18 protein-coding genes and 1 pseudogene are annotated in these 18,118 nt (G+C 36.4%); 10 read left to right on the forward strand and 9 right to left on the reverse strand.

The annotated features are described in order from the left end of the window. Both GZ63_RS0101360 and GZ63_RS0101365 read left to right on the forward strand, forming a co-directional pair. Positions 1-769, forward strand: a 769-nt coding sequence (locus GZ63_RS0101360) for an oligopeptide:H+ symporter (RefSeq protein WP_029266115.1), incomplete at its 5' end; no start/stop codon positions are given. A gap of 144 nt (positions 770-913) precedes the next feature. After that, positions 914-1,264: an ASCH domain-containing protein gene (locus tag GZ63_RS0101365; protein ID WP_029266117.1), complete on the forward strand. Its 351-nt coding sequence runs from the start codon at positions 914-916 to the stop codon at positions 1,262-1,264. A gap of 60 nt (positions 1,265-1,324) precedes the next feature. Here the strand turns inward: GZ63_RS0101365 and GZ63_RS0101370 are convergent, their stop codons facing one another. Further along, entirely contained in the window at positions 1,325-1,570 is a 246-nt protein-coding gene (locus GZ63_RS0101370; RefSeq protein ID WP_029266119.1) for a hypothetical protein, read from the reverse strand. 408 nt (positions 1,571-1,978) lie between these two features. Between GZ63_RS0101370 and GZ63_RS16275 the strand changes: the two are divergent. The 3 genes and pseudogenes from GZ63_RS16275 (at position 1,979) to thrB (ending at position 5,257) form a co-directional block, all read left to right on the forward strand. Further along, positions 1,979-3,293 (forward strand): annotated as a pseudogene (locus GZ63_RS16275) (homoserine dehydrogenase). After that, the gene (thrC, locus tag GZ63_RS0101380) at positions 3,294-4,355 is read left to right on the forward strand and encodes a threonine synthase (protein WP_029266121.1); all 1,062 of its coding nucleotides are present in this window, start codon (positions 3,294-3,296) and stop codon (positions 4,353-4,355) included. After that, complete coding sequence (gene thrB / locus GZ63_RS0101385; protein ID WP_029266123.1) at positions 4,352-5,257, forward strand: homoserine kinase; 906 nt, start codon at positions 4,352-4,354, stop codon at positions 5,255-5,257. Before thrC ends, thrB begins: the two co-directional genes overlap by 4 nt. Before the next feature lie 40 nt (positions 5,258-5,297). Here the strand turns inward: thrB and GZ63_RS0101390 are convergent, their stop codons facing one another. Further along, a complete protein-coding gene (locus GZ63_RS0101390; RefSeq protein ID WP_029266125.1) occupies positions 5,298-5,768 on the reverse strand; it encodes an acyl-CoA thioesterase in 471 nt (156 codons plus the stop codon). A 222-nt stretch (positions 5,769-5,990) separates the two neighbouring features. Between GZ63_RS0101390 and GZ63_RS0101395 the strand changes: the two genes are divergently transcribed. The 3 genes from GZ63_RS0101395 to GZ63_RS0101405 all read left to right on the forward strand — a co-directional run bounded on the left by GZ63_RS0101395 (position 5,991) and on the right by GZ63_RS0101405 (position 8,605). Then, positions 5,991-7,307, forward strand: a complete 1,317-nt coding sequence (locus tag GZ63_RS0101395; protein ID WP_029266127.1) for a globin-coupled sensor protein — start codon at positions 5,991-5,993, stop codon at positions 7,305-7,307. A gap of 82 nt (positions 7,308-7,389) precedes the next feature. Next, the gene (locus GZ63_RS0101400) at positions 7,390-7,842 is read left to right on the forward strand and encodes a YaiI/YqxD family protein (protein ID WP_029266129.1); all 453 of its coding nucleotides are present in this window, start codon (positions 7,390-7,392) and stop codon (positions 7,840-7,842) included. A gap of 202 nt (positions 7,843-8,044) precedes the next feature. Further along, positions 8,045-8,605 carry a phosphatase PAP2 family protein gene (locus tag GZ63_RS0101405; protein WP_051681348.1) on the forward strand — a complete coding sequence of 187 codons (561 nt, stop codon included), beginning with the start codon at positions 8,045-8,047 and terminating at the stop codon, positions 8,603-8,605. 156 nt (positions 8,606-8,761) lie between these two features. Here GZ63_RS0101405 and GZ63_RS0101410 read toward each other — a convergent pair whose 3' ends face one another. From GZ63_RS0101410 to GZ63_RS0101440, 7 genes are all read right to left on the reverse strand, one after another. Next, the gene (locus GZ63_RS0101410; protein ID WP_029266133.1) at positions 8,762-9,556 is read right to left on the reverse strand and encodes an ABC transporter ATP-binding protein; all 795 of its coding nucleotides are present in this window, start codon (positions 9,554-9,556) and stop codon (positions 8,762-8,764) included. Between the two features lies 1 nt (position 9,557). Beyond that, entirely contained in the window at positions 9,558-10,547 is a 990-nt protein-coding gene (locus GZ63_RS0101415; RefSeq protein ID WP_029266135.1) for an ABC transporter permease, read from the reverse strand. Between the two features lie 132 nt (positions 10,548-10,679). Next, entirely contained in the window at positions 10,680-11,705 is a 1,026-nt protein-coding gene (locus GZ63_RS0101420) for an ABC transporter substrate-binding protein (RefSeq protein ID WP_029266137.1), read from the reverse strand. A 136-nt stretch (positions 11,706-11,841) separates the two neighbouring features. Beyond that, the gene (locus tag GZ63_RS0101425) at positions 11,842-12,984 is read right to left on the reverse strand and encodes a Leu/Phe/Val dehydrogenase (RefSeq protein ID WP_029266139.1); all 1,143 of its coding nucleotides are present in this window, start codon (positions 12,982-12,984) and stop codon (positions 11,842-11,844) included. Positions 12,985-13,354: 370 nt separating this feature from the next. Next, on the reverse strand, positions 13,355-13,597 hold the full coding sequence (locus GZ63_RS0101430) for a ferredoxin (protein ID WP_029266141.1): 243 nt from the start codon (positions 13,595-13,597) through the stop codon (positions 13,355-13,357). Positions 13,598-13,681: 84 nt separating this feature from the next. After that, on the reverse strand, positions 13,682-14,719 hold the full coding sequence (locus tag GZ63_RS0101435; RefSeq protein WP_051681349.1) for an NAD(P)/FAD-dependent oxidoreductase: 1,038 nt from the start codon (positions 14,717-14,719) through the stop codon (positions 13,682-13,684). 206 nt (positions 14,720-14,925) lie between these two features. Next, complete coding sequence (locus tag GZ63_RS0101440) at positions 14,926-15,888, reverse strand: NAD(P)H-dependent flavin oxidoreductase (RefSeq protein ID WP_029266144.1); 963 nt, start codon at positions 15,886-15,888, stop codon at positions 14,926-14,928. A gap of 76 nt (positions 15,889-15,964) precedes the next feature. On the opposite strand from GZ63_RS0101440, the gene GZ63_RS0101445 reads away from it, so the two are divergent. Continuing rightward, a complete protein-coding gene (locus tag GZ63_RS0101445; RefSeq protein ID WP_029266146.1) occupies positions 15,965-16,486 on the forward strand; it encodes a gamma carbonic anhydrase family protein in 522 nt (173 codons plus the stop codon). 322 nt (positions 16,487-16,808) lie between these two features. Continuing rightward, positions 16,809-18,095: a phenylacetate--CoA ligase family protein gene (locus GZ63_RS0101450; protein ID WP_084178895.1), complete on the forward strand. Its 1,287-nt coding sequence runs from the start codon at positions 16,809-16,811 to the stop codon at positions 18,093-18,095. Positions 18,096-18,118: the final 23 nt, after the last annotated feature.

The raw sequence follows: 18,118 nt of genomic DNA on the forward strand, positions 1-18,118 counted from the left end.
AAGTAATAGATATTTAGGTAACATCGGCTTGAAACCAGCCCGAGCAGAGGATAAAGAAGCCAAGAGGAAGGCAGACCAAAAGCAAACCCTTACAAAAAAAGAGAAAAAAAGAACATTGGCAATTATGATCCTTGCATGCTTTGTTGTTTTTTTCTGGGCCGGATTTGAACAAGCAGGAAGTTCATTTACGTTATACACTAAAAACTTTGTGGATCGAGAAGTATTTGGATACCTCGTACCTGTTTCTTGGTTCCAATCACTAAATCCATTATTCATTATTATCCTTGCACCAATCATATCAGCACTATGGATAAAACTTTCTAAAACAAAAAACGGTGATTTAAAAACTACAACGAAAATGGGCTTAGGTATGATCCTGCTCGGATTGGGATTTATGATTCTCATACCTGCAGTTTTACACACAGGCAGCAATGAAGAAAATATTATCGCGAAAGCACATATTGCCTTTATTATATTTACTTATTTGTTCCACACCTTAGGTGAACTATGTTTATCCCCAGTAGGATTATCACTGGTCAGTAAGGTAGCACCACTTAAAATTGCCTCTCTACTTATGGGCGTATGGATGTCTGCAATTGGAGTTGCCAATCTTATAGCAGGGCAATTGGCGGCCTTGACTGCCTCTCTAGGTTATATGGAAATATTTATTGCCATTGGCGGATTAGCCATTTCACTTGGGATCATTCTCCTTTTCGTTTCAGGAAAGCTAACTTCTATGATGAGCGAATATGATGAAGTGAAAGAATAATCAATAGAGACTAACTATATAAAGTCAATAGTGCTAGCGACAAAGATTTTGGTCAAAAACATACAAATTTTATTTACTGCATTTATTAACCATGTATAATATACTTAATATAAAATAAACTAATCATGTAAAGGTGGGGTTCTTTTGACTTCAAAAAACAATAATCAAACATTACCTCCAAAAACTTGTACCATCGAAAGGCTTATAACCAAACCTAAAGATATCGAAAAAGTAATCAACGGCAAAAAGACTGCTACTCGAAGAAATGGCAGGTACGCTGATGTTGGCGAAATCATGGAGTTGAATAACCATAAATACAGAGTGGAACAAGTTTATACGCAAAAGCTTGGTGAAGTAACAGAGGACGATGCCAAACAGGAAGGCTATGATAATTTAGATGAATATAAACAAGCTATATTATCTCTCCATCCCGGTATGAAATGGGTGCCTAAAATGGAAGTCTGGGTCCATGAATTTGCACCTTTCGAGAAATAAATTGGTCATTCGTTCACAAGGAAAGTTATAAAAACACGTGAGAAATTATCTCACGTGTTTTTATAACTTTCCTTGATCCATCATTTCTACCACATCATCGATAGCAAACTCTTTTCCGTTTAATATATCTAACTTCATTTGCTGCACTTTTTTCCTTGGCTTATTTTCAGACTCATCACTTATTGGTATCTTTGGTTTTTCAATGAGTGACACAACATATTTCTTGTCATCGATTTCAATAACCGAATCCTCATCTTTTAGTATTTCTTTAATTAACTTTGCATCATACCCTTGCAGTTTCTTCAAACTCACTCTCCCCCTTAGTATAGGTTAATGATTATTTGAATCAACTAACTTCCCCCATCTTTTCGAACCATTACCCCAATCGTGAACATTTAAACCTTTTCTTGCAGAAAGGCGAAATATTTTTATTAGTGTGTAACACTAGTTCATAATAAGGCTTCATTTCCTAAAGTGATGCATTGGTTGAATCTGTTTGCCTAACATTTAAAATATGTTGGTTCAAGAAATATATTCTACACAATATAAAAGAGGTCGTCAAATTTATTAAACTATTCGGATAACTTTTAAAAATAGGTATACAACTAGACTGATTTTAACTATTATTCAAATAAATATATTGCTATCAATCATTAGACATGGTTATAATGTCTATATTAAGGAAAAAGTTCTGTTATAAAATGAGGTGGGAATATGAGTAGTAATAGTAATATATCTGTCGGTTTATTAGGTTTAGGTACAGTTGGTTCCGGAGTGATTAACCTGATTGAAAATCACCAAGAGGAACTCGTTCATGAATTAGGGTGTGGCGTTAATGTAAAAGGTGTATTGGTTCGTAATTTAGACAAAACACGTGATGTTAATATCAATCCTGAATATCTCACCACAAATCCTGAAGATGTATTAAATAACCCTGAAATTGATGTTGTCATCGAAGTTATGGGTGGTATAGAAGAAGCACGAAATCATATATTAAAAGCTTTCGCTGCCAAAAAAAAATGTTGTAACAGCAAATAAGGACCTAATCGCTTTACACGGGGCTGAACTCCATCAGGCAGCAAGTGAGAATAAATGTGACTTACTTTATGAAGCCAGTGTTGCTGGTGGAATTCCAATATTACGCGGCCTATCTGATGGCCTTGTTGCTGATAAAATACAAAAAGTAATGGGAATTGTTAATGGAACTACTAATTATATACTAACAAAAATGGATGACGAAGGTGTTCCTTATGATGATGCACTAAAAGAAGCACAGGAACTTGGTTTTGCAGAGGCAGATCCTACAGCAGATGTTGAGGGGCTAGACGCCGCTAGAAAAATGGCAATTTTAGCACGTCTTGCTTTTTCAACACCGGTAGATTTGAACGATGTTGAAGTAAGCGGAATTTCCGATCTGGAATTAACTGATTTCCAATACGGAAAGAAGTTAGGCTTCACGATGAAATTGATCGGTATTGCAAACTTTGACAATAACCAGGTAGAGGTGAGCGTACAACCTGTATTTCTTAAGAGCGATCATCCGCTCGCAAATGTGAAGAATGAGTATAATGCTGTATATGTCAATGGAGAAGCCGTTGGAGAAACAATGTTTTATGGCCCAGGAGCAGGAAGTTTACCAACTGCTACTGCCGTTATGTCGGATGTCGTTTCTGTTATTAAAAATAAATTATTAGGTGTAAATGGACATCGTTTTACTAAGCCGCGGTTTGAAAAAGTATTAAAAAAACCAGAAAACCGCTATGGTCAGTTTTATTTCAGATTGCATGTAAAAGATGAAGTCGGGGCTTTCACAACAATATCTTCTCTATTTAACCAATTAAATATCAGCTTCGAACGTATACTACAAGCTCCTATTAAACCGGAAAACCGTAATGAATTAGCTGAGGTAATTGTCGTTACACACGAGACATCATTGGATAAATTTAAGAAAGTATTAGAAGACCTGCAGAACGTAGAAGTTGTCGAGGAAGTAAAAAGCTATTTCCGAATTGAAGGAGATGTCGAATAAATGAATTGGTCTGGATTAATTCAACACTATAAATCATTTTTACCTGTAACAGAGGAAACTCCTGCTCTTACACTTAACGAAGGGAATACACCTTTCATTTACTTTCCTCACCTATCTGAACAATTAGGGATCGAATTATATGGAAAGGTGGAAGGTGCAAATCCAACCGGTTCTTTTAAAGACCGCGGTATGGTTATGGCTGTTGCCAAGGCAGCTGAAAAAGGAAGCAAATCTGTTATTTGTGCATCCACTGGTAATACATCTGCTGCTGCAGCCGCCTACGCAGCTAAAGCAGGTATGCGCGCAATTATTGTCATTCCAAAAGGGAAAGTCGCTCTCGGAAAGTTAGCTCAAGCAGTCATGTACGGGGCAGAAATCGTTGAAATTGATGGCAACTTCGACGACGCTCTGAAAATGGTACGGCATATAAGTGAAACAGCACCTGTCACACTTGTGAATTCAGTGAATCCATATCGTCTGGAAGGACAAAAAACAGCCGCTTTTGAAATTTGTGATTATCTGGGAAAAGCACCTGATTATCTTGCTATCCCAGTAGGTAATGCTGGAAATATTAGCGCCTATTGGAAAGGTTTTAAGGAGTATCACGAAGCAAAACAGACAGGTCTTCCAAAAATGTTTGGTTTTGAAGCAGAGGGAGCTGCCGCTATTGTCAAAAACAAAGTGATCAGCCAGCCAGAAACAGTTGCTACAGCAATCCGGATTGGAAACCCTGCGAGTTGGGACCTTGCAGTCAAAGCAAAGGAAGAATCAGGTGGTATCATTAATGCAGTAACTGATGAAGAAATCACGAACGCCTTTAAGCTTCTTCCAAGCAAAGAAGGAATCTTTGCTGAGCCGGGTTCTTGTGCATCTATCGCGGGCGTTATTCAACAATGTAAGGATGGAAAAATAACACCCGGAAGTACAGTTGCCGCTGTATTAACGGGGAATGGGTTAAAAGATCCTCAAACAGCAATGGATCAAATAAACGTTGACCCAATCACACTTCCAAATGACGAAGAAAAGGTTACGGAATATATAACAAATATGGTGAAGTCATGAATAAATTCACGATAGCTGTTCCAGCCAGCACTGCAAACATTGGACCTGGATTTGATTCGGCTGGCATGGCGTTAAACAAATATTTAAATGTACAAGTAATCGAGCAGGAAAAATGGGAGATTGAAAATCACTCTCCTCTTTTACCTTCCGTTGCTACATACACCGATCATTTTATTTATAAAGTGGCCAAGCAAATTGCAGAAAAGTACGGGAAAATGCTTCGAGCGTGTAAATTAGTTATTTATAGTGATATCCCATTAGCACGCGGGCTCGGAAGTAGTGCATCTGCAGTTCTTGCAGGTATTGAACTCGCAAATCAACTTTGCAGTCTTTCTTTAACGCTTGAAGATAAGCTAAAACTCGCTACAGAGATCGAAGGACACCCCGATAATGTAGCACCTGTTATATTTGGAGGTATGGTTATTTCGGCTGTAATGAGTCATCAGTCCATTCATTATTTTCAATTACCAAACCTTGATTTGGATACTGTGGTGTATATTCCAAATATCGAACTTTCTACGGAAGCTGCTCGGAGTGTACTTCCAAATTCTTTTTCCAGAGACGATGCTACTGCTGCTAGTGGAATTAGCAACCTTATGATCGCCTCTCTTATATCCGGAGACTATAACTTAGCAGGAAAAATGATGGAACAAGATGTATTTCATGAACCATATAGGGCAGAACTGATTCCAAACTATCAAATGATCAAGCAGGAGGCTAAAAGTCAAGGAGCATATGGAACAGTTATTAGTGGGGCTGGACCTACGATGATCTCTTTTGTACCTAGAGGACAAGGGACAAAGATTGCATCATTTATGAAAGAAAAACTTTCAGATTACGAAGTCGATGCATTAGTCATAGATCAGACTGGATTACAGGTTCATCAAGATTTAATAAAATAAAGCTGCGGAATCATAAACCGCAGCTTTATTAGTGTACTACTCATCTTATTAGAGATCTCTTCTTTCTATTTTCTCTTCTCTTAGGTGCTGTTTCATATAAGTGCTTCTCCTCTTCCGTTTCAGGAAAAACTTTTGGTACGGAAATAGGCTTACCTTGTTCATTTACAGCAACCAGTGTCAAAAACGATTCAGTTGTTAATCTTACTTCATCTTTTATAAGGTCATGAGCTGTAACTTTCACATATACTTCCATAGAGCTTGTACCTGTATATGTAACACATGCTTCTAACGTTAATGCATCACCTGCCGTAGCGGAAGAAACAAAATCAACCGAATCAATGGAAGCTGTTACGACTGTACTATTCGCATGCTTCATTGCTGAAAGTGCAGCAATTTCATCAATATATGCAAGGACCTTCCCTCCAAATATTGTATCTAAATGATTCGTATCAGGAGGTAGAATCAACCTTGTTTGCACCGTTCTAGAATGATTAATGGAAAAACTTTTCATTTATATAATCCCCCTATTTTTTTGCAAAGGATCTGAGTCATTTCCCTTTTATTTGCTTGTCTGAAATATTAATTAATCCCAAGGATACATGGTGTGTTTCTCCTTTTTTTGACCTATTGATTATACCATGAATAGAATCATTTACAAAAGATCACTTGATTTTAGGGCTAATTTTCCGATATTAATAGTGTCAAATTAATAAAGTTAGGAGATACAATTATTATGAAATTATCCTTATTTAAAAAGAATATACCCCAAACGGCGGATTCTTTACTAAATGTAAGTAAACAAATGAAACCAATATTACAAGTATCACCTGGGTCTGATTTAGAGGACCAATTAAACATGCTTGATTTGACAATAGCAGATTTAGCTGTGGCCCAAGTACTACTGCCTTATATTGAAAAAAACATTTTTCCTATTGTTGATTGTTTTTATGAAAATCTAGAAAAACACGCACCACTAATCGATATTATTAACCAATATAGTTCTATTGAACAATTAAAAAAATCATTAAGAAGACATATTGTTGAAATGTTTTCAGGAGTTATAACGGATGATTTTATTACAAAACGAAAAAAAATTGCTATTATTCATGTTAAAATTGGGTTAACACAAAAATGGTATATTGCCTCCTTCCAAAAAATTTTTCACAGTGTAACCGAATTGTTGTACAAACACTTTAAATCAGAAGAGGATTTGCTACTGGGTGTTCATACGATAAATAAACTCCTTAATTTAGAGCAACAGGTAGTATTGGAGGCTTATGATGATGAAATAATGGAGATAAAAGATCAGGAATCAAAATTTAAAACAGATATTGTTCAGTCATTAGAGCAGACATCAACGGAGCTGGCCTCTTTAGCAGAAGAGACTACCGCTTCTATCGAAGAAATAACAGCACAAATCAATATGATTACGACTAACTCGAAAGCAGGTACCGAAATAGCGGAAGAAGCAAAAGATGCGGCTGAACAAGGAAAAAGCCGACTAAATGTAATGGATAACTCTTTAGAGGGCATGGAATCCAGTGTGATCAAAGTCAATGAGGAAATCTCAAGTCTAGAAACAACTTCAAACCAGATAAAATCAATCATTGAAATTGTTAAGTCAATAGCAGATCAAACCAATTTATTAGCCTTAAATGCCTCCATTGAAGCTGCTCATGCAGGAGAACATGGGCGCGGATTCGCGGTAGTTGCAGACGAGGTGCGTAAATTAGCTGAACAAACAGGTAAATCAGTCATGAATGTTACACAATTGGTAAATAAGACCAATAGTCAGGTTGGTGTAAGTGCCTCATCAATGGAGGAAGCAAGCGAGCATTTACTAGCGGTACGCGAACAAATGAAAAATACCGAAATTGCCTTTGAGAGAATCGATAATCGGATGAAAGACACCAAACTGACAAATCAAAGTATACAAAGCGATTTAGAAGGATTAGATCAGGTAACAAATGATATTGTCCAGGCAGCAACAACCATTTCCGAGTCGGCAGATCAAATCAATCGAATGTTAGAAAAGGCAAATAAAGGATAATATAGCATCCATCACCACTTTCTTTTCATCATGATAATTTAAGAAAGTAGTGTACTGATCAAACACTTAGGGAGTGACGTGCTTGAAGAAAATTTATGTTGATGCAGATGCAAGTCCAGTAAATGATATTGTTATTTCCATTGCAAAAAATGCTAACATTCCAGTAGTGCTTGTTAAAAGCTTTGACCATTTTTCACATCAAGAAGAGACAGTAGGCGTACAAACTGTTTATGTTGACTCTGGAGCAGATGCAGCAGATTATCGAATCATGGAATTAGCAAATCATGGTGATATTTTAATTACACAGGACTATGGTCTGGCCTCACTTGGTTTAGGCAGAGATTGCATCGTCCTTCATCCTAGAGGTTTTGCATATACGGATACGAATATTGACCAGCTGCTAGCCTCACGTCATGTGAATGCGAAAGCAAGAAGAAGCGGACAAAGAACGAAAGGGCCAAAGCCATTTACGGATGAGGATAAACAGAAATTTCAAGCGCTTTTAGTAAAAACAATCAATAAAATGATTGGATAGAATAGCTTTTATGATCGCGCACTTCACCCCGCAGTGCTTTTTTAGATTAAACGTGACAAAGTGTGATTCACTTATTTTAGTTGGAAACTACTTAGCATAATGGATAATATATGTTAATATGATGGTTAATTTAATGCAAAGTAATCAAAGGTAGTATTATTATTTTTACTGTTTACTACTAGATTAGAATGGAGTAACCAACATGAATATTGACGTATATTTATTCCAATTAATAAACAATTTAGCAAATAAGAATACATTGCTTGATCATTTTTTTATTTTACTTACTGATTTTAGTCCGTATATTATACTACTCATTTTAGTTTGGATCTGGTTCTTTAGAAAAGGCGATAAACGGATAAACAAAAAAATCGTTCTATTTGCGATTTTTACTGCTATTTTGGCCATAGGAGCCAATTATCTTATCAATATATTCTATTTCAGACCACGTCCTTTTACGGAAATAGAAGGACCCATTACCATGCTCATTGATAAAGCTGCAGATAGCCCGTCTTTCCCTAGTAACCATGCTACAGGCGCATTTGCAATTGCATTTGCCTTTTTTACAAAAGATAAGAGGCTTGGATCGGGATTAATCATACTCGCTATCCTTATAGCCATTTCACGAATTTTTGTAGGCGTCCATTATCCAACAGATGTTGCTGCTGGTGCAATGATTGCATTTATCGCTTGTTTAGCTACTCATTCTTTGATGAATGATAAAGACCTGCGAAGTCGACAAAGATCAAGATATACAAGTTAAATGTTGAATCACCACCATTTCCAAATAGGGAATGGTGTTTTTTGTATTATATTAAAGTTGTACGAAATCAGCCTTAAAACCCATCAATTTTATTTGCAAAGCATTCCCAAACAAAAAAGGTACAGGAGATTAGCCCCGTACCTTTATCCGTTATCATTACCCTAATACTGCCTTATCACTTTCAAACTGCTCACCACGTATTCTCTGGAATTCATGCAATAATTTTTCAATCGTTAGTGCTTGTTTTTCTTGACCTTCTACATCAAAAATAACTTGCCCTTTATCCATCATAAACAACCTATTTCCTAAGTCCAATGCTTGTTGCATATTATGTGTAACCATTAGTGTAGTTAAATCAAATTTTTCAACTATATCATATGTCAATTGAGTAATCAGTTCTGCTCGTGAGGGATCGAGTGCTGCAGTATGTTCATCCAACAATAAGATATCCGGATCGGTGAAAGTAGCCATTAACAAGGAGAGTGCCTGGCGTTCTCCGCCTGAAAGCAATCCTACCTTTGCTGTCAAGCGATCTTCCAACCCTAAATTCAGAGTCTCTAAATATTCTCTAAACAATACCTTTCGTTTTGCAGTTACACCTCGTCGCAATTTCCTTTTTTTATTACGCGCATAAGCCATTGCTAAATTTTCCTCAATCGTCATGGATGGTGCTGTTCCAGCCATAGGATCCTGAAATACACGTCCAATAAAAGCCGATCGCTTATACTCAGGTAAATGTGTAACCTGCTTATTATTTATGGATATTTCACCTACATCTGGTGTTAGATTACCTGAAATTACATTCATTAAGGTGGACTTTCCTGCACCGTTACTTCCAATGATCGTTACAAAATCCCCTTTTTTCAATTCCAGTTTGATAGACTGTAAAGCTTTTTTTTCGTCTGGAGTTCCTTCATTAAAAGTAATAGCAATATCTTGTAATTGAAGCATATTACGACGCCTCCTCCACTTTATAGCGACTAAGCTCGGTACGTTTTTGTAAACGGCGTTTTTTCTCCCTTCGAGTACGAATGGCTTTTGGTGCTACTAAAGCTGCAATAACCAATAAAGCTGTGATTAGTTTCATATCCCCTGTTTCTAGGAATTCTGCTTGAAGGGCCAATGTTACTACGATTCGGTAAACAATAGCTCCACCGATTACTGCGAGTGTTGTTCTCGCAATTGTTTTTGTTCCAAATAAAGCTTCTCCAATTATTACAGATGCCAGACCAATAATAATTAACCCAATTCCCATACCGACATCAGCAAAGCCCCCGTGTTGGGCAATTAAAGCTCCTGAAAATGCTACAAGTGCATTTGAGAAACCTACACCAACAATAATCAATGTATCCGTATTGGCAGAAAAACTACGGATCATTTTTTGGTTATCCCCAGTTGCTCTTAGTGCGAGTCCAACTTCCGTTTTCAAATAATAATCAGTAAGTAATTTGATGGCAATTGTTACTATGATCATTACAATTAGAATAGACCATGTTGCTGGCGTGTTGTCCATTCCTAATGAACCTAATATACTATTAAAAAAAGAATTAATTCCCGTGCTTGCCCAGATCGACTCTAATTGTTTAAAAATAGTTGTTTCATTTAACAAAGGTAATGTAGGCTGTCCCATGATCCTTAAATTAATAGAATAAAGAGCAATCATCATAAGAATACCCGATAATAATGAATTAATTTTACCTTTCGTATGCAATAAACCAGTAACACAACCCGCAAAGAAACCTGCAACAGCTGCCATTAAGGTTGCGATTATAGGTGGTATGCCACTTATTATTGCTATAGAAGCTACAGCTGCGCCTGTTACAAAACTCCCATCAACCGTCAAGTCAGGAAAATCCAACACACGAAAAGTTAAATAAACACCTAATGCCATAATTGCATATATAATACCTGATTCAAATGCACCAAATAGTGAAATTAACATAATTTCCTCCTTTTCATGGTGGGGAAGCTAAGACGTGCACATTCGTTTTTTTAAGCACGCCTTAGCATTTACATATACATAGCTTTTTTGCTTGCCTATTTAAATGAATCGAATAAACTGTAAAACCATCTATTATTCTTCTGGCTCTACAAATTCAGCAAGTTCATCCCATTCATCATTCCAATCAATTCCTTGTTCTTCAGCAGCTTGTTTATTAATAAATAATTGAATATCCTCAGGATGCTCAACTGGGAAATCTTTCGTTGTTTTCTCGCCTGCTAAAATTTCCGCAGCCATCTCTCCTGACCGATAACCAATCGAATGATAGTCAATTCCGTACGTTGCAAATCCACCTCTGGCCAGTGAATCCGGCTCCCCAACCATTAAAGGTATTCCCTGTTCCTTCGCTACACCAACAACACTGTCCAAAGCAGATACTACTGTGTTATCTGTTACGATGTAAAACACATCAGCTTTACCCACTAATGTTGTAGCAGCTTGTTGTACTTCAGAAGAGTTTGCTACAGTTCTTTCAGAGGTGCTTAAGCTAGTTCCTTCCACTGCCTTTTCTACCGCTTCAATTTGTGTTACCGAGTTTTGTTCTCCTGCATTATAAATTAATCCTACATTAGCCCCTTCAAAATATTTATCTATAAATTCAACTGTCTTTTCTATTGAATCGGGATGAAGATCAAGAACTCCTGTAATATTTTCACCTGCTTCATCCATCGAATCTACTAAACCTGCTTCTACCGCATCTGTTACAGATGTAAATACAATTGGGATATCACTTGTTGCTTGTAAGGCGCCTAGTGCACTAGGAGTTGAGTTACCAAATATTAAATCAACATCATCAGCGACAAAGTTTTTGGCAATGGTACTTACATTATTTTGATCCCCTTGAGCACTTTGAAAATCATATTCGACATCCAGGTCCGCATCTTTCAATGCGTCCTGAAACCCTTTATAAGCTTCATCAAGCGATGGGTGCTCCACAATTTGAGTAGCACCTACTTTATATGTTTCTCCATCAGCTGATGAGCTTTTATCGTCTCCATCATCAGCTTCTGCTTCCTTCGAACTTTCATTTGAGCTACAGGCCGCTAATGTGATGATACTGATTAAAGCGATAAGAATAAATTGCAACCATTTTTTCATGAATATTCCCTCCTATTTAAATTTTTAAAATATTTACATCATTATACCTAGTATTTCCCATCTGCACAAGTCCTAAATTTTTACTATTCTTTAAAATATTAGGAAATCTTCATTTATTATTTAAGAGCCTAATTAATTATTCTCGTATATTCCATTTAGGTCTTCTTCCCCGTGAAAAAAAATGATTTCGATGTTGTTGCTCTTCTATTTTTTGTCTACATTTATGGTTTGCTGCTTCTAGAGTATTCATCCCTTCTACAGCAGCTTGTTGATAGATTTCAAGGAGAGACTGGTAAATTTCCTTCGTTTTTAATAACACACGATCCTTATTTGGTTCATATAGCTCATCAGCAACTTGAATAAGACCAGCCGAATTAACAATGTAATCTGGTGCGTAAAGGATTCCTTTGTTATGTAAATCTTTAGCATGTTTAGTGCTGCGCAATTGATTGTTTGCCGAACCTACGATAGACTTAACACGTAACTGTTCAATGGTATGATCATTGATCACACCCCCCATTGCACAAGGTATAAATATATCAGCATCAACCCCGTAAATATCATCACTATTTACTACTGTTACCGATCCTTTTAGATTATTAGCTTTTCTTTTTATTTTTTCCAATACATCTTCATGAACATCTGTAACAAACACATTTGCCCCTATCTCTAATAAATAACTAGCAACTTTAAAACCTACTTTTCCTAACCCCTGAATGGCATATGTCTTCCCTCCCAATTCTCTACTTTCAGATAGATATTGACTAGTCGCTTGCAAACTATAAATCACACCTTGGGAGGTGGGGATAGACGAGTCGCCCCCACCACCATAGACCTCTGGTATTCCAGTAACAAAGTTTGTTTCTTTTGATACTTGTATAAAGTCATTCATTGTTGTCCCCATATCAGTACCAGTATAAAATCTGCCATTGAATGAATCTACATACTGTCCAAATGAACGAAGTAATGCGGCAGTCTTATCTGTTTTTGGATTTCCGATGATAACTGCCTTCCCGCCTCCGAAATCTATATCCGCTGCTGCACATTTATATGTCATGCCTTCTGATAAACGTAGAACATCTTCCAGAGCCTTATCGACAGTAGCATATGGATACATTCTAGTTCCTCCCAGGGCTGGTCCTAACGTTGTATCATGGATCGCTATAATTGCCTTTAAGCCAACAGAAGGATCATTACAAAACATTACTTGTTCATGCCCGGCCATTTTCTCCATTCTATCAAGGTCATTTTTATTCATGGCTACCTTTTTTATTTCCATGAAATACCCCCTTTAAAATTTTGTTAACTGTAAAATGTTAACCGTCAACACCATTCATGATGTTTACCCCTTTATTTAAAGTACTTTTTATTTCCTAAGTATATTTACCTATATAAAATAACAAAATATTACAAATTTTATGTTTATATCAAGGCGTGAGCGTATCGTTTAAATCTATTTTCATAACAGATTAACAAGGAAAACGCTTTCAAAAAAATTGAGCGATTATAACGAAGTTCATACGAATAATATCATTTTGTTATATGGAGGTCAGGTATTTTTTGAAAATTATATAAATTCCTAACAACAAAAAAACAATAGAAGGTAGGACAAAAACAAATTTTGTAACACCTTCTATTACATAATGATTTTATTCAAATTTTTCCGGATCCCCATCAAATGGTGAATCTGATATTTTTATAGAATCAGTAGGACATCCATCACATGCATCTTCCACGTCATCTTCAAACTCTTCAGGAACTTCAGCCGTACCTTCATTATCATCCAAAGTAACAAATGAAAGACCTTCATCACAGTATTCAAAGATATCTGGAGCCGAAGCACCGCATGCACCACATGAAATACAAGTTTCTCTATTGACTATTGTGAACATAACACATCTACTCCTTTTTACATTTAAGCTTACAAAATTATCCGTTGTTTTATAGGATTATTATACGTATCTATTAAATTCGTTTTAGCCACGAACTGTTTCCTTTTCTTTTTCTTCCTGTTCTTTTAATCTTTTATCCATAATACTAGTACTATGCAACGGCTGAATTCTTCCTTTTGGATCGATGCTTGCTTTAGCATTACTGATTGCAGTTGGTGCTTCACCAAAACCAGTCGCTATTAGTTTCACTTTACCTTCGTACGTATTTATGTCACCTGCAGCATAAATTCCTTCAATATTTGTTTCCATTCTAGAGTCTACGACAATTGAGTTTTTCTCAAGCTCTAAGCCCCAGTCCTTAATTGGGCCAAGAGAAGATATAAAACCGTAATTAACCAACACTATATCTGTGTTTAATGAAACTTTTTTATCACCTTTTGATTCCTTTAATACTACTTGTTCTATCGAATCTTCTCCAATTAGTTCATCAGGAACAAAAGGGGTCATAATTTCTACACAAGACTTTTTCAATAATTCAACACTATGTTCATGTGCTCGGAATTTATCTCGTCGATGCACCAAGGTAACTTTCTCAGCAATCGGCTCAAGCATTAAAGCCCAATCAAGAGCAGAGTCTCCCCCACCAAAGACCGTAACCTTCTTTCCAGCGAATTTGTTCATATCATCCACAAAATAATGCAAGCAATCTTTTTCAAATTTACTTTCATTATCCAGTTTTAGTTTTCTTGGTTCAAAAGCACCTACTCCTGCAGTAATTAAAATTGTTTTCGAATAATGTTTTTCGCCAGTATTGGATGTCAATGTGAAAACGCCTTCGTTTTTTTCAATGTTTAATACAGATTGTTCGAGAACTATTGTCGGATTAAATTGAGCTGTCTGTTCTTTTAAACTATCTACTAATTCTTTTCCAGTAACTTTTGGAAATCCTGGAATATCATATATATATTTTTCTGGATATAAAGCAGCCAGCTGCCCCCCGAGTTGTGGCATGCTTTCTATTATTTTTACCTTCATCTGTCTTAATCCTCCGTAAAAAGCGGAGAATAAACCAGTTGGTCCGCCACCGATAATCGTAACATCATACACATTTTCTTGATCCATCTCTATCCCTCCATCGATTTATCTTAACAAACCATTAAAATTGGTTTCATTCATTTTCAAGTAATATTCCGAAGTGGCCGTTTATGTTGTATAACGTTTAAAAAACGGCATATATTAAATTTATTATATAATTTAGATTAATTGTATTTCGATAATTTGTCAACACTTTTTCAGAAATTTTTATAAATAAGAAAGGAGAAAGGCCTCTATAGAGGCTTTTCTCCAATGCTATTTTGTCGTTCACGGATCGCATTTTTTGCTTCAAGCATCATGTTATCCAATAATTCTTTGACTGTGGGTGTGTCCTTGATGAGTCCTGCTATCTGGCCACTATTTATAAATCCTTGGTCTAGCTTCCCTTCTAATGCACCAATTTTGTGATATTCTTCCGTAGTCATTTTATTAAATTCTTCTAATTCAATGCCTTTTTTCTCCGAGTCGATTAGTGTTCTAGCATAAGCTGTATCTAATACCCTTCTAATTCTTCCAACTGATCTTCCTACAACAAACGTTTCATGATCATTTGCAGCTAATACTTTTTCTTTATAGTTAGAATGAAATGGTGATTCTTTTGTTGCGATAAAACGTGTCCCCATTTGTACTCCACTTGCCCCAAGTATAAACATTGCAGCTAGGCCACGGCCATTTCCTATACCACCAGCAGCAACAACTGGAATATTCACTTGTTCTACAATTTGCGGGATAAGTGTCAATGTGGTTGACTCAAGTGTCGAGTTTATACCTGCGGCTTCATATCCCTCAGCCACAACGACATCTGCTCCAGCTGCCTCTGCCTTCTTTGCTTGTCTAACAGCTCCACAAACGGTAATTACTTTAATACCATTATCATGAAAGCTTTTTATAAAAGGAGCTGGGTTTCCAGCTGACAAAGATATTACTGGTACTTTATATTGTAAAACGAGCGTTATAACTTCATTTAAATACGGTGTCACATTAATTGGGATGTTTACAGCGAAAGGTTTCTCTGTTTTCTCCTTTGTTTCCTTAATGATTTTTTCTACTTCCTGAGGTTCCATTGTACCAACCCCAATTGTCCCTAACCCACCAGCTTCTGAAACTGCAGCAGTCAGGACAGCATTACTTATATTTCCCATACCACCTTGAATAATGGGATAACGGATATTTAAATTTTTGCATAAATCTCTCACATTATTTCACCTCACGTTAAAATAGTGTTATGTTATATTTATATGCATATTACTATATAAGAAAGGATTTTGCTAGATGATTTATTCTCTTCAAAATAAGAAACCCCACATTCATGACTCTGCTTATATAGCCCCAGGTGCACATGTCATGGGTGATGTTACCATAGGGGAGCAGTCAAGTATATGGTTTAATTCCGTGATTCGTGGTGATGAAGCGCCAATAAAAATAGGTAAAAAATGTAATATCCAAGATAACTCAGCTTGCCATCTATATGAGGAATCACCACTCATACTGGAGGATGAGGTGTCTGTTGGACATAATGTGATTTTACATGGCTGCACATTAAAAAAAGGCGCATTAATCGGAATGGGATCAACCATTTTAGATGGGGCTATCATTGGAGAAAATGCATTAATTGGAGCAAATACGCTTATTCCTTCCGGTAAGGAAATTCCTCCAAGAACATTGGTATTAGGTTCACCAGGGAAAGTTATCCGTGAATTAACAAATGAAGATCTAAATCTTATTCAACTCACAATTGACACCTATGTAAAAAAGGCAAAAGATTTTAAGACGCAACTACAACAACTTTCATAACGTTTTTTGAAAAGGAGTTCTTTAAATAGAAACTCCTTTTTTAATTGGGTAAGGATACATAAATTTAATAGAATTACGAATGCTTTGTTAATCACGCTCATAAAAATATTCTAAATTCTATTGACATTCTAAAATGAAAGCGCTATATTAATAGTTATAACGATTTACATACGTAACATAATTATTATGTTATGCGATTTTATTTTCATTACCATTATATGTTCCAGATTCAATATATTTTATGTCATTTTATGCACATTAACATCAAGGAGGACTCGAATTGATATTCAATGAAAAGTTAGAAACTTTAGAACGTAGCCAAATGGAAGAATTGCAACTAAACGAATTACAAAAGACTGTTGAAAGGGCATATAACCATGTAGCATTTTATAAGGATAAGTTTGATGAGCTTGGTATCACTCCAAAAGATATTCAATCTTTAGAAGATGTTCGCAAACTACCTTTTACGATTAAAAAAGACCTTCGGGCGAATTACCCATATGGACTTTTTGCTTCTCCGATGGAAGATATAATTCGCCTGCATGCATCTTCTGGAACTAGTGGAAAGCCTACAGTAGTCGGTTATACAAGAAACGACATTGATAATTGGGGAGAAATTGTAGCCAGGTCTATTACTGCTGCAGGCGGAGGAAAAGGCGATATTATGCATAATGCATACGGTTATGGCTTATTCACTGGCGGCTTAGGCTTACATACCGGGGGAGAAAAGTTAGGTATAGCAACCGTTCCAGTTTCTGGCGGTAATACACATAGGCAAATTATGTTAATTGAGGATTTTCAACCAAGAGTTATCTGTTCTACACCGACATATGCATTACATATTGCAGAGGTAATGGAAGAACAAGGTAAAGATCCTCGTGAAACAAGTTTAAAATATGGTATATTCGGTTCTGAGCCATGGTCTGAAGAAATGAGAAAGACTTTAGAAGATACGTTTGATATCAAAGCAGTAGACATCTATGGACTTAGTGAGGTAGTAGGTCCTGGGGTAGCCATTGAGTGTCATGAAGAACAGAATGGTCTGCATATTCAAGAAGATCACTTCTTTGTAGAAGTAATAGACCCAGATACATTAGAGCCACTTCCAGACGGAGAAGAAGGAGAACTGGTTTTTACAAGTTTAACAAAAGAAGCTCTCCCAGTAATTCGTTATCGAACTGGCGACCTTGCTAGTATTACAAGAGAAAAGTGTAAATGTGGACGAACTACTGTAAGAATGTCACGTATCAAAGGCCGCTTGGATGACATGATTATTGTGCGAGGTGTAAACGTTTTCCCTAGTGAAATGGAACGTTCCTTACTTCAAGTAAGTGACTTAGCCCCACACTATCAAGTCTACTTAAAAAGAAACGGAACAATGGATACTGTAGAATTGCATGTTGAATTGACAGAAGATTATTATTTAGAATGTTCCCAAGATTTAGGTCATAATAATGTAGATAAACTTAAAAAGCAAATTAAAACACTCATTAAAGAGGAATGTTTAGTAAGTATTGATGTGAATATCAAGGCTCCAAAATCCATACCTCGATCAGAAGGTAAAGCGGTTCGAGTCGTTGATGAGCGAAATAAAGCTGTTTTAAGCTAAAAGCAACTAAAAAACACCTATCC

It is taken from the genome of Virgibacillus alimentarius (assembly GCF_000709085.1).
GTDB classification, from domain to species: domain Bacteria; phylum Bacillota; class Bacilli; order Bacillales; family Amphibacillaceae; genus Virgibacillus_B; species Virgibacillus_B alimentarius.

Coding starts and splice junctions, on each gene's coding strand:
- GZ63_RS0101430 (WP_029266141.1), bottom strand. CDS start 13,597: ATGTTCACAATAGTCAATAGAGAAACTTGTATTTCATGTGGTGCATGC.
- GZ63_RS0101415 (WP_029266135.1), bottom strand. CDS start 10,547: ATGTTAATTTCACTATTTGGTGCATTTGAATCAGGTATTATATATGCA.
- GZ63_RS0101450 (WP_084178895.1), top strand. CDS start 16,809: ATGGAAGAATTGCAACTAAACGAATTACAAAAGACTGTTGAAAGGGCA.
- GZ63_RS0101395 (WP_029266127.1), top strand. CDS start 5,991: ATGAAATTATCCTTATTTAAAAAGAATATACCCCAAACGGCGGATTCT.
- GZ63_RS0101405 (WP_051681348.1), top strand. CDS start 8,045: ATGAATATTGACGTATATTTATTCCAATTAATAAACAATTTAGCAAAT.
- thrC (WP_029266121.1), top strand. CDS start 3,294: ATGAATTGGTCTGGATTAATTCAACACTATAAATCATTTTTACCTGTA.
- GZ63_RS0101435 (WP_051681349.1), bottom strand. CDS start 14,719: ATGGATCAAGAAAATGTGTATGATGTTACGATTATCGGTGGCGGACCA.
- GZ63_RS0101425 (WP_029266139.1), bottom strand. CDS start 12,984: ATGGAAATAAAAAAGGTAGCCATGAATAAAAATGACCTTGATAGAATG.
- thrB (WP_029266123.1), top strand. CDS start 4,352: ATGAATAAATTCACGATAGCTGTTCCAGCCAGCACTGCAAACATTGGA.
- GZ63_RS0101420 (WP_029266137.1), bottom strand. CDS start 11,705: ATGAAAAAATGGTTGCAATTTATTCTTATCGCTTTAATCAGTATCATC.
- GZ63_RS0101445 (WP_029266146.1), top strand. CDS start 15,965: ATGATTTATTCTCTTCAAAATAAGAAACCCCACATTCATGACTCTGCT.
- GZ63_RS0101390 (WP_029266125.1), bottom strand. CDS start 5,768: ATGAAAAGTTTTTCCATTAATCATTCTAGAACGGTGCAAACAAGGTTG.
- GZ63_RS0101410 (WP_029266133.1), bottom strand. CDS start 9,556: ATGCTTCAATTACAAGATATTGCTATTACTTTTAATGAAGGAACTCCA.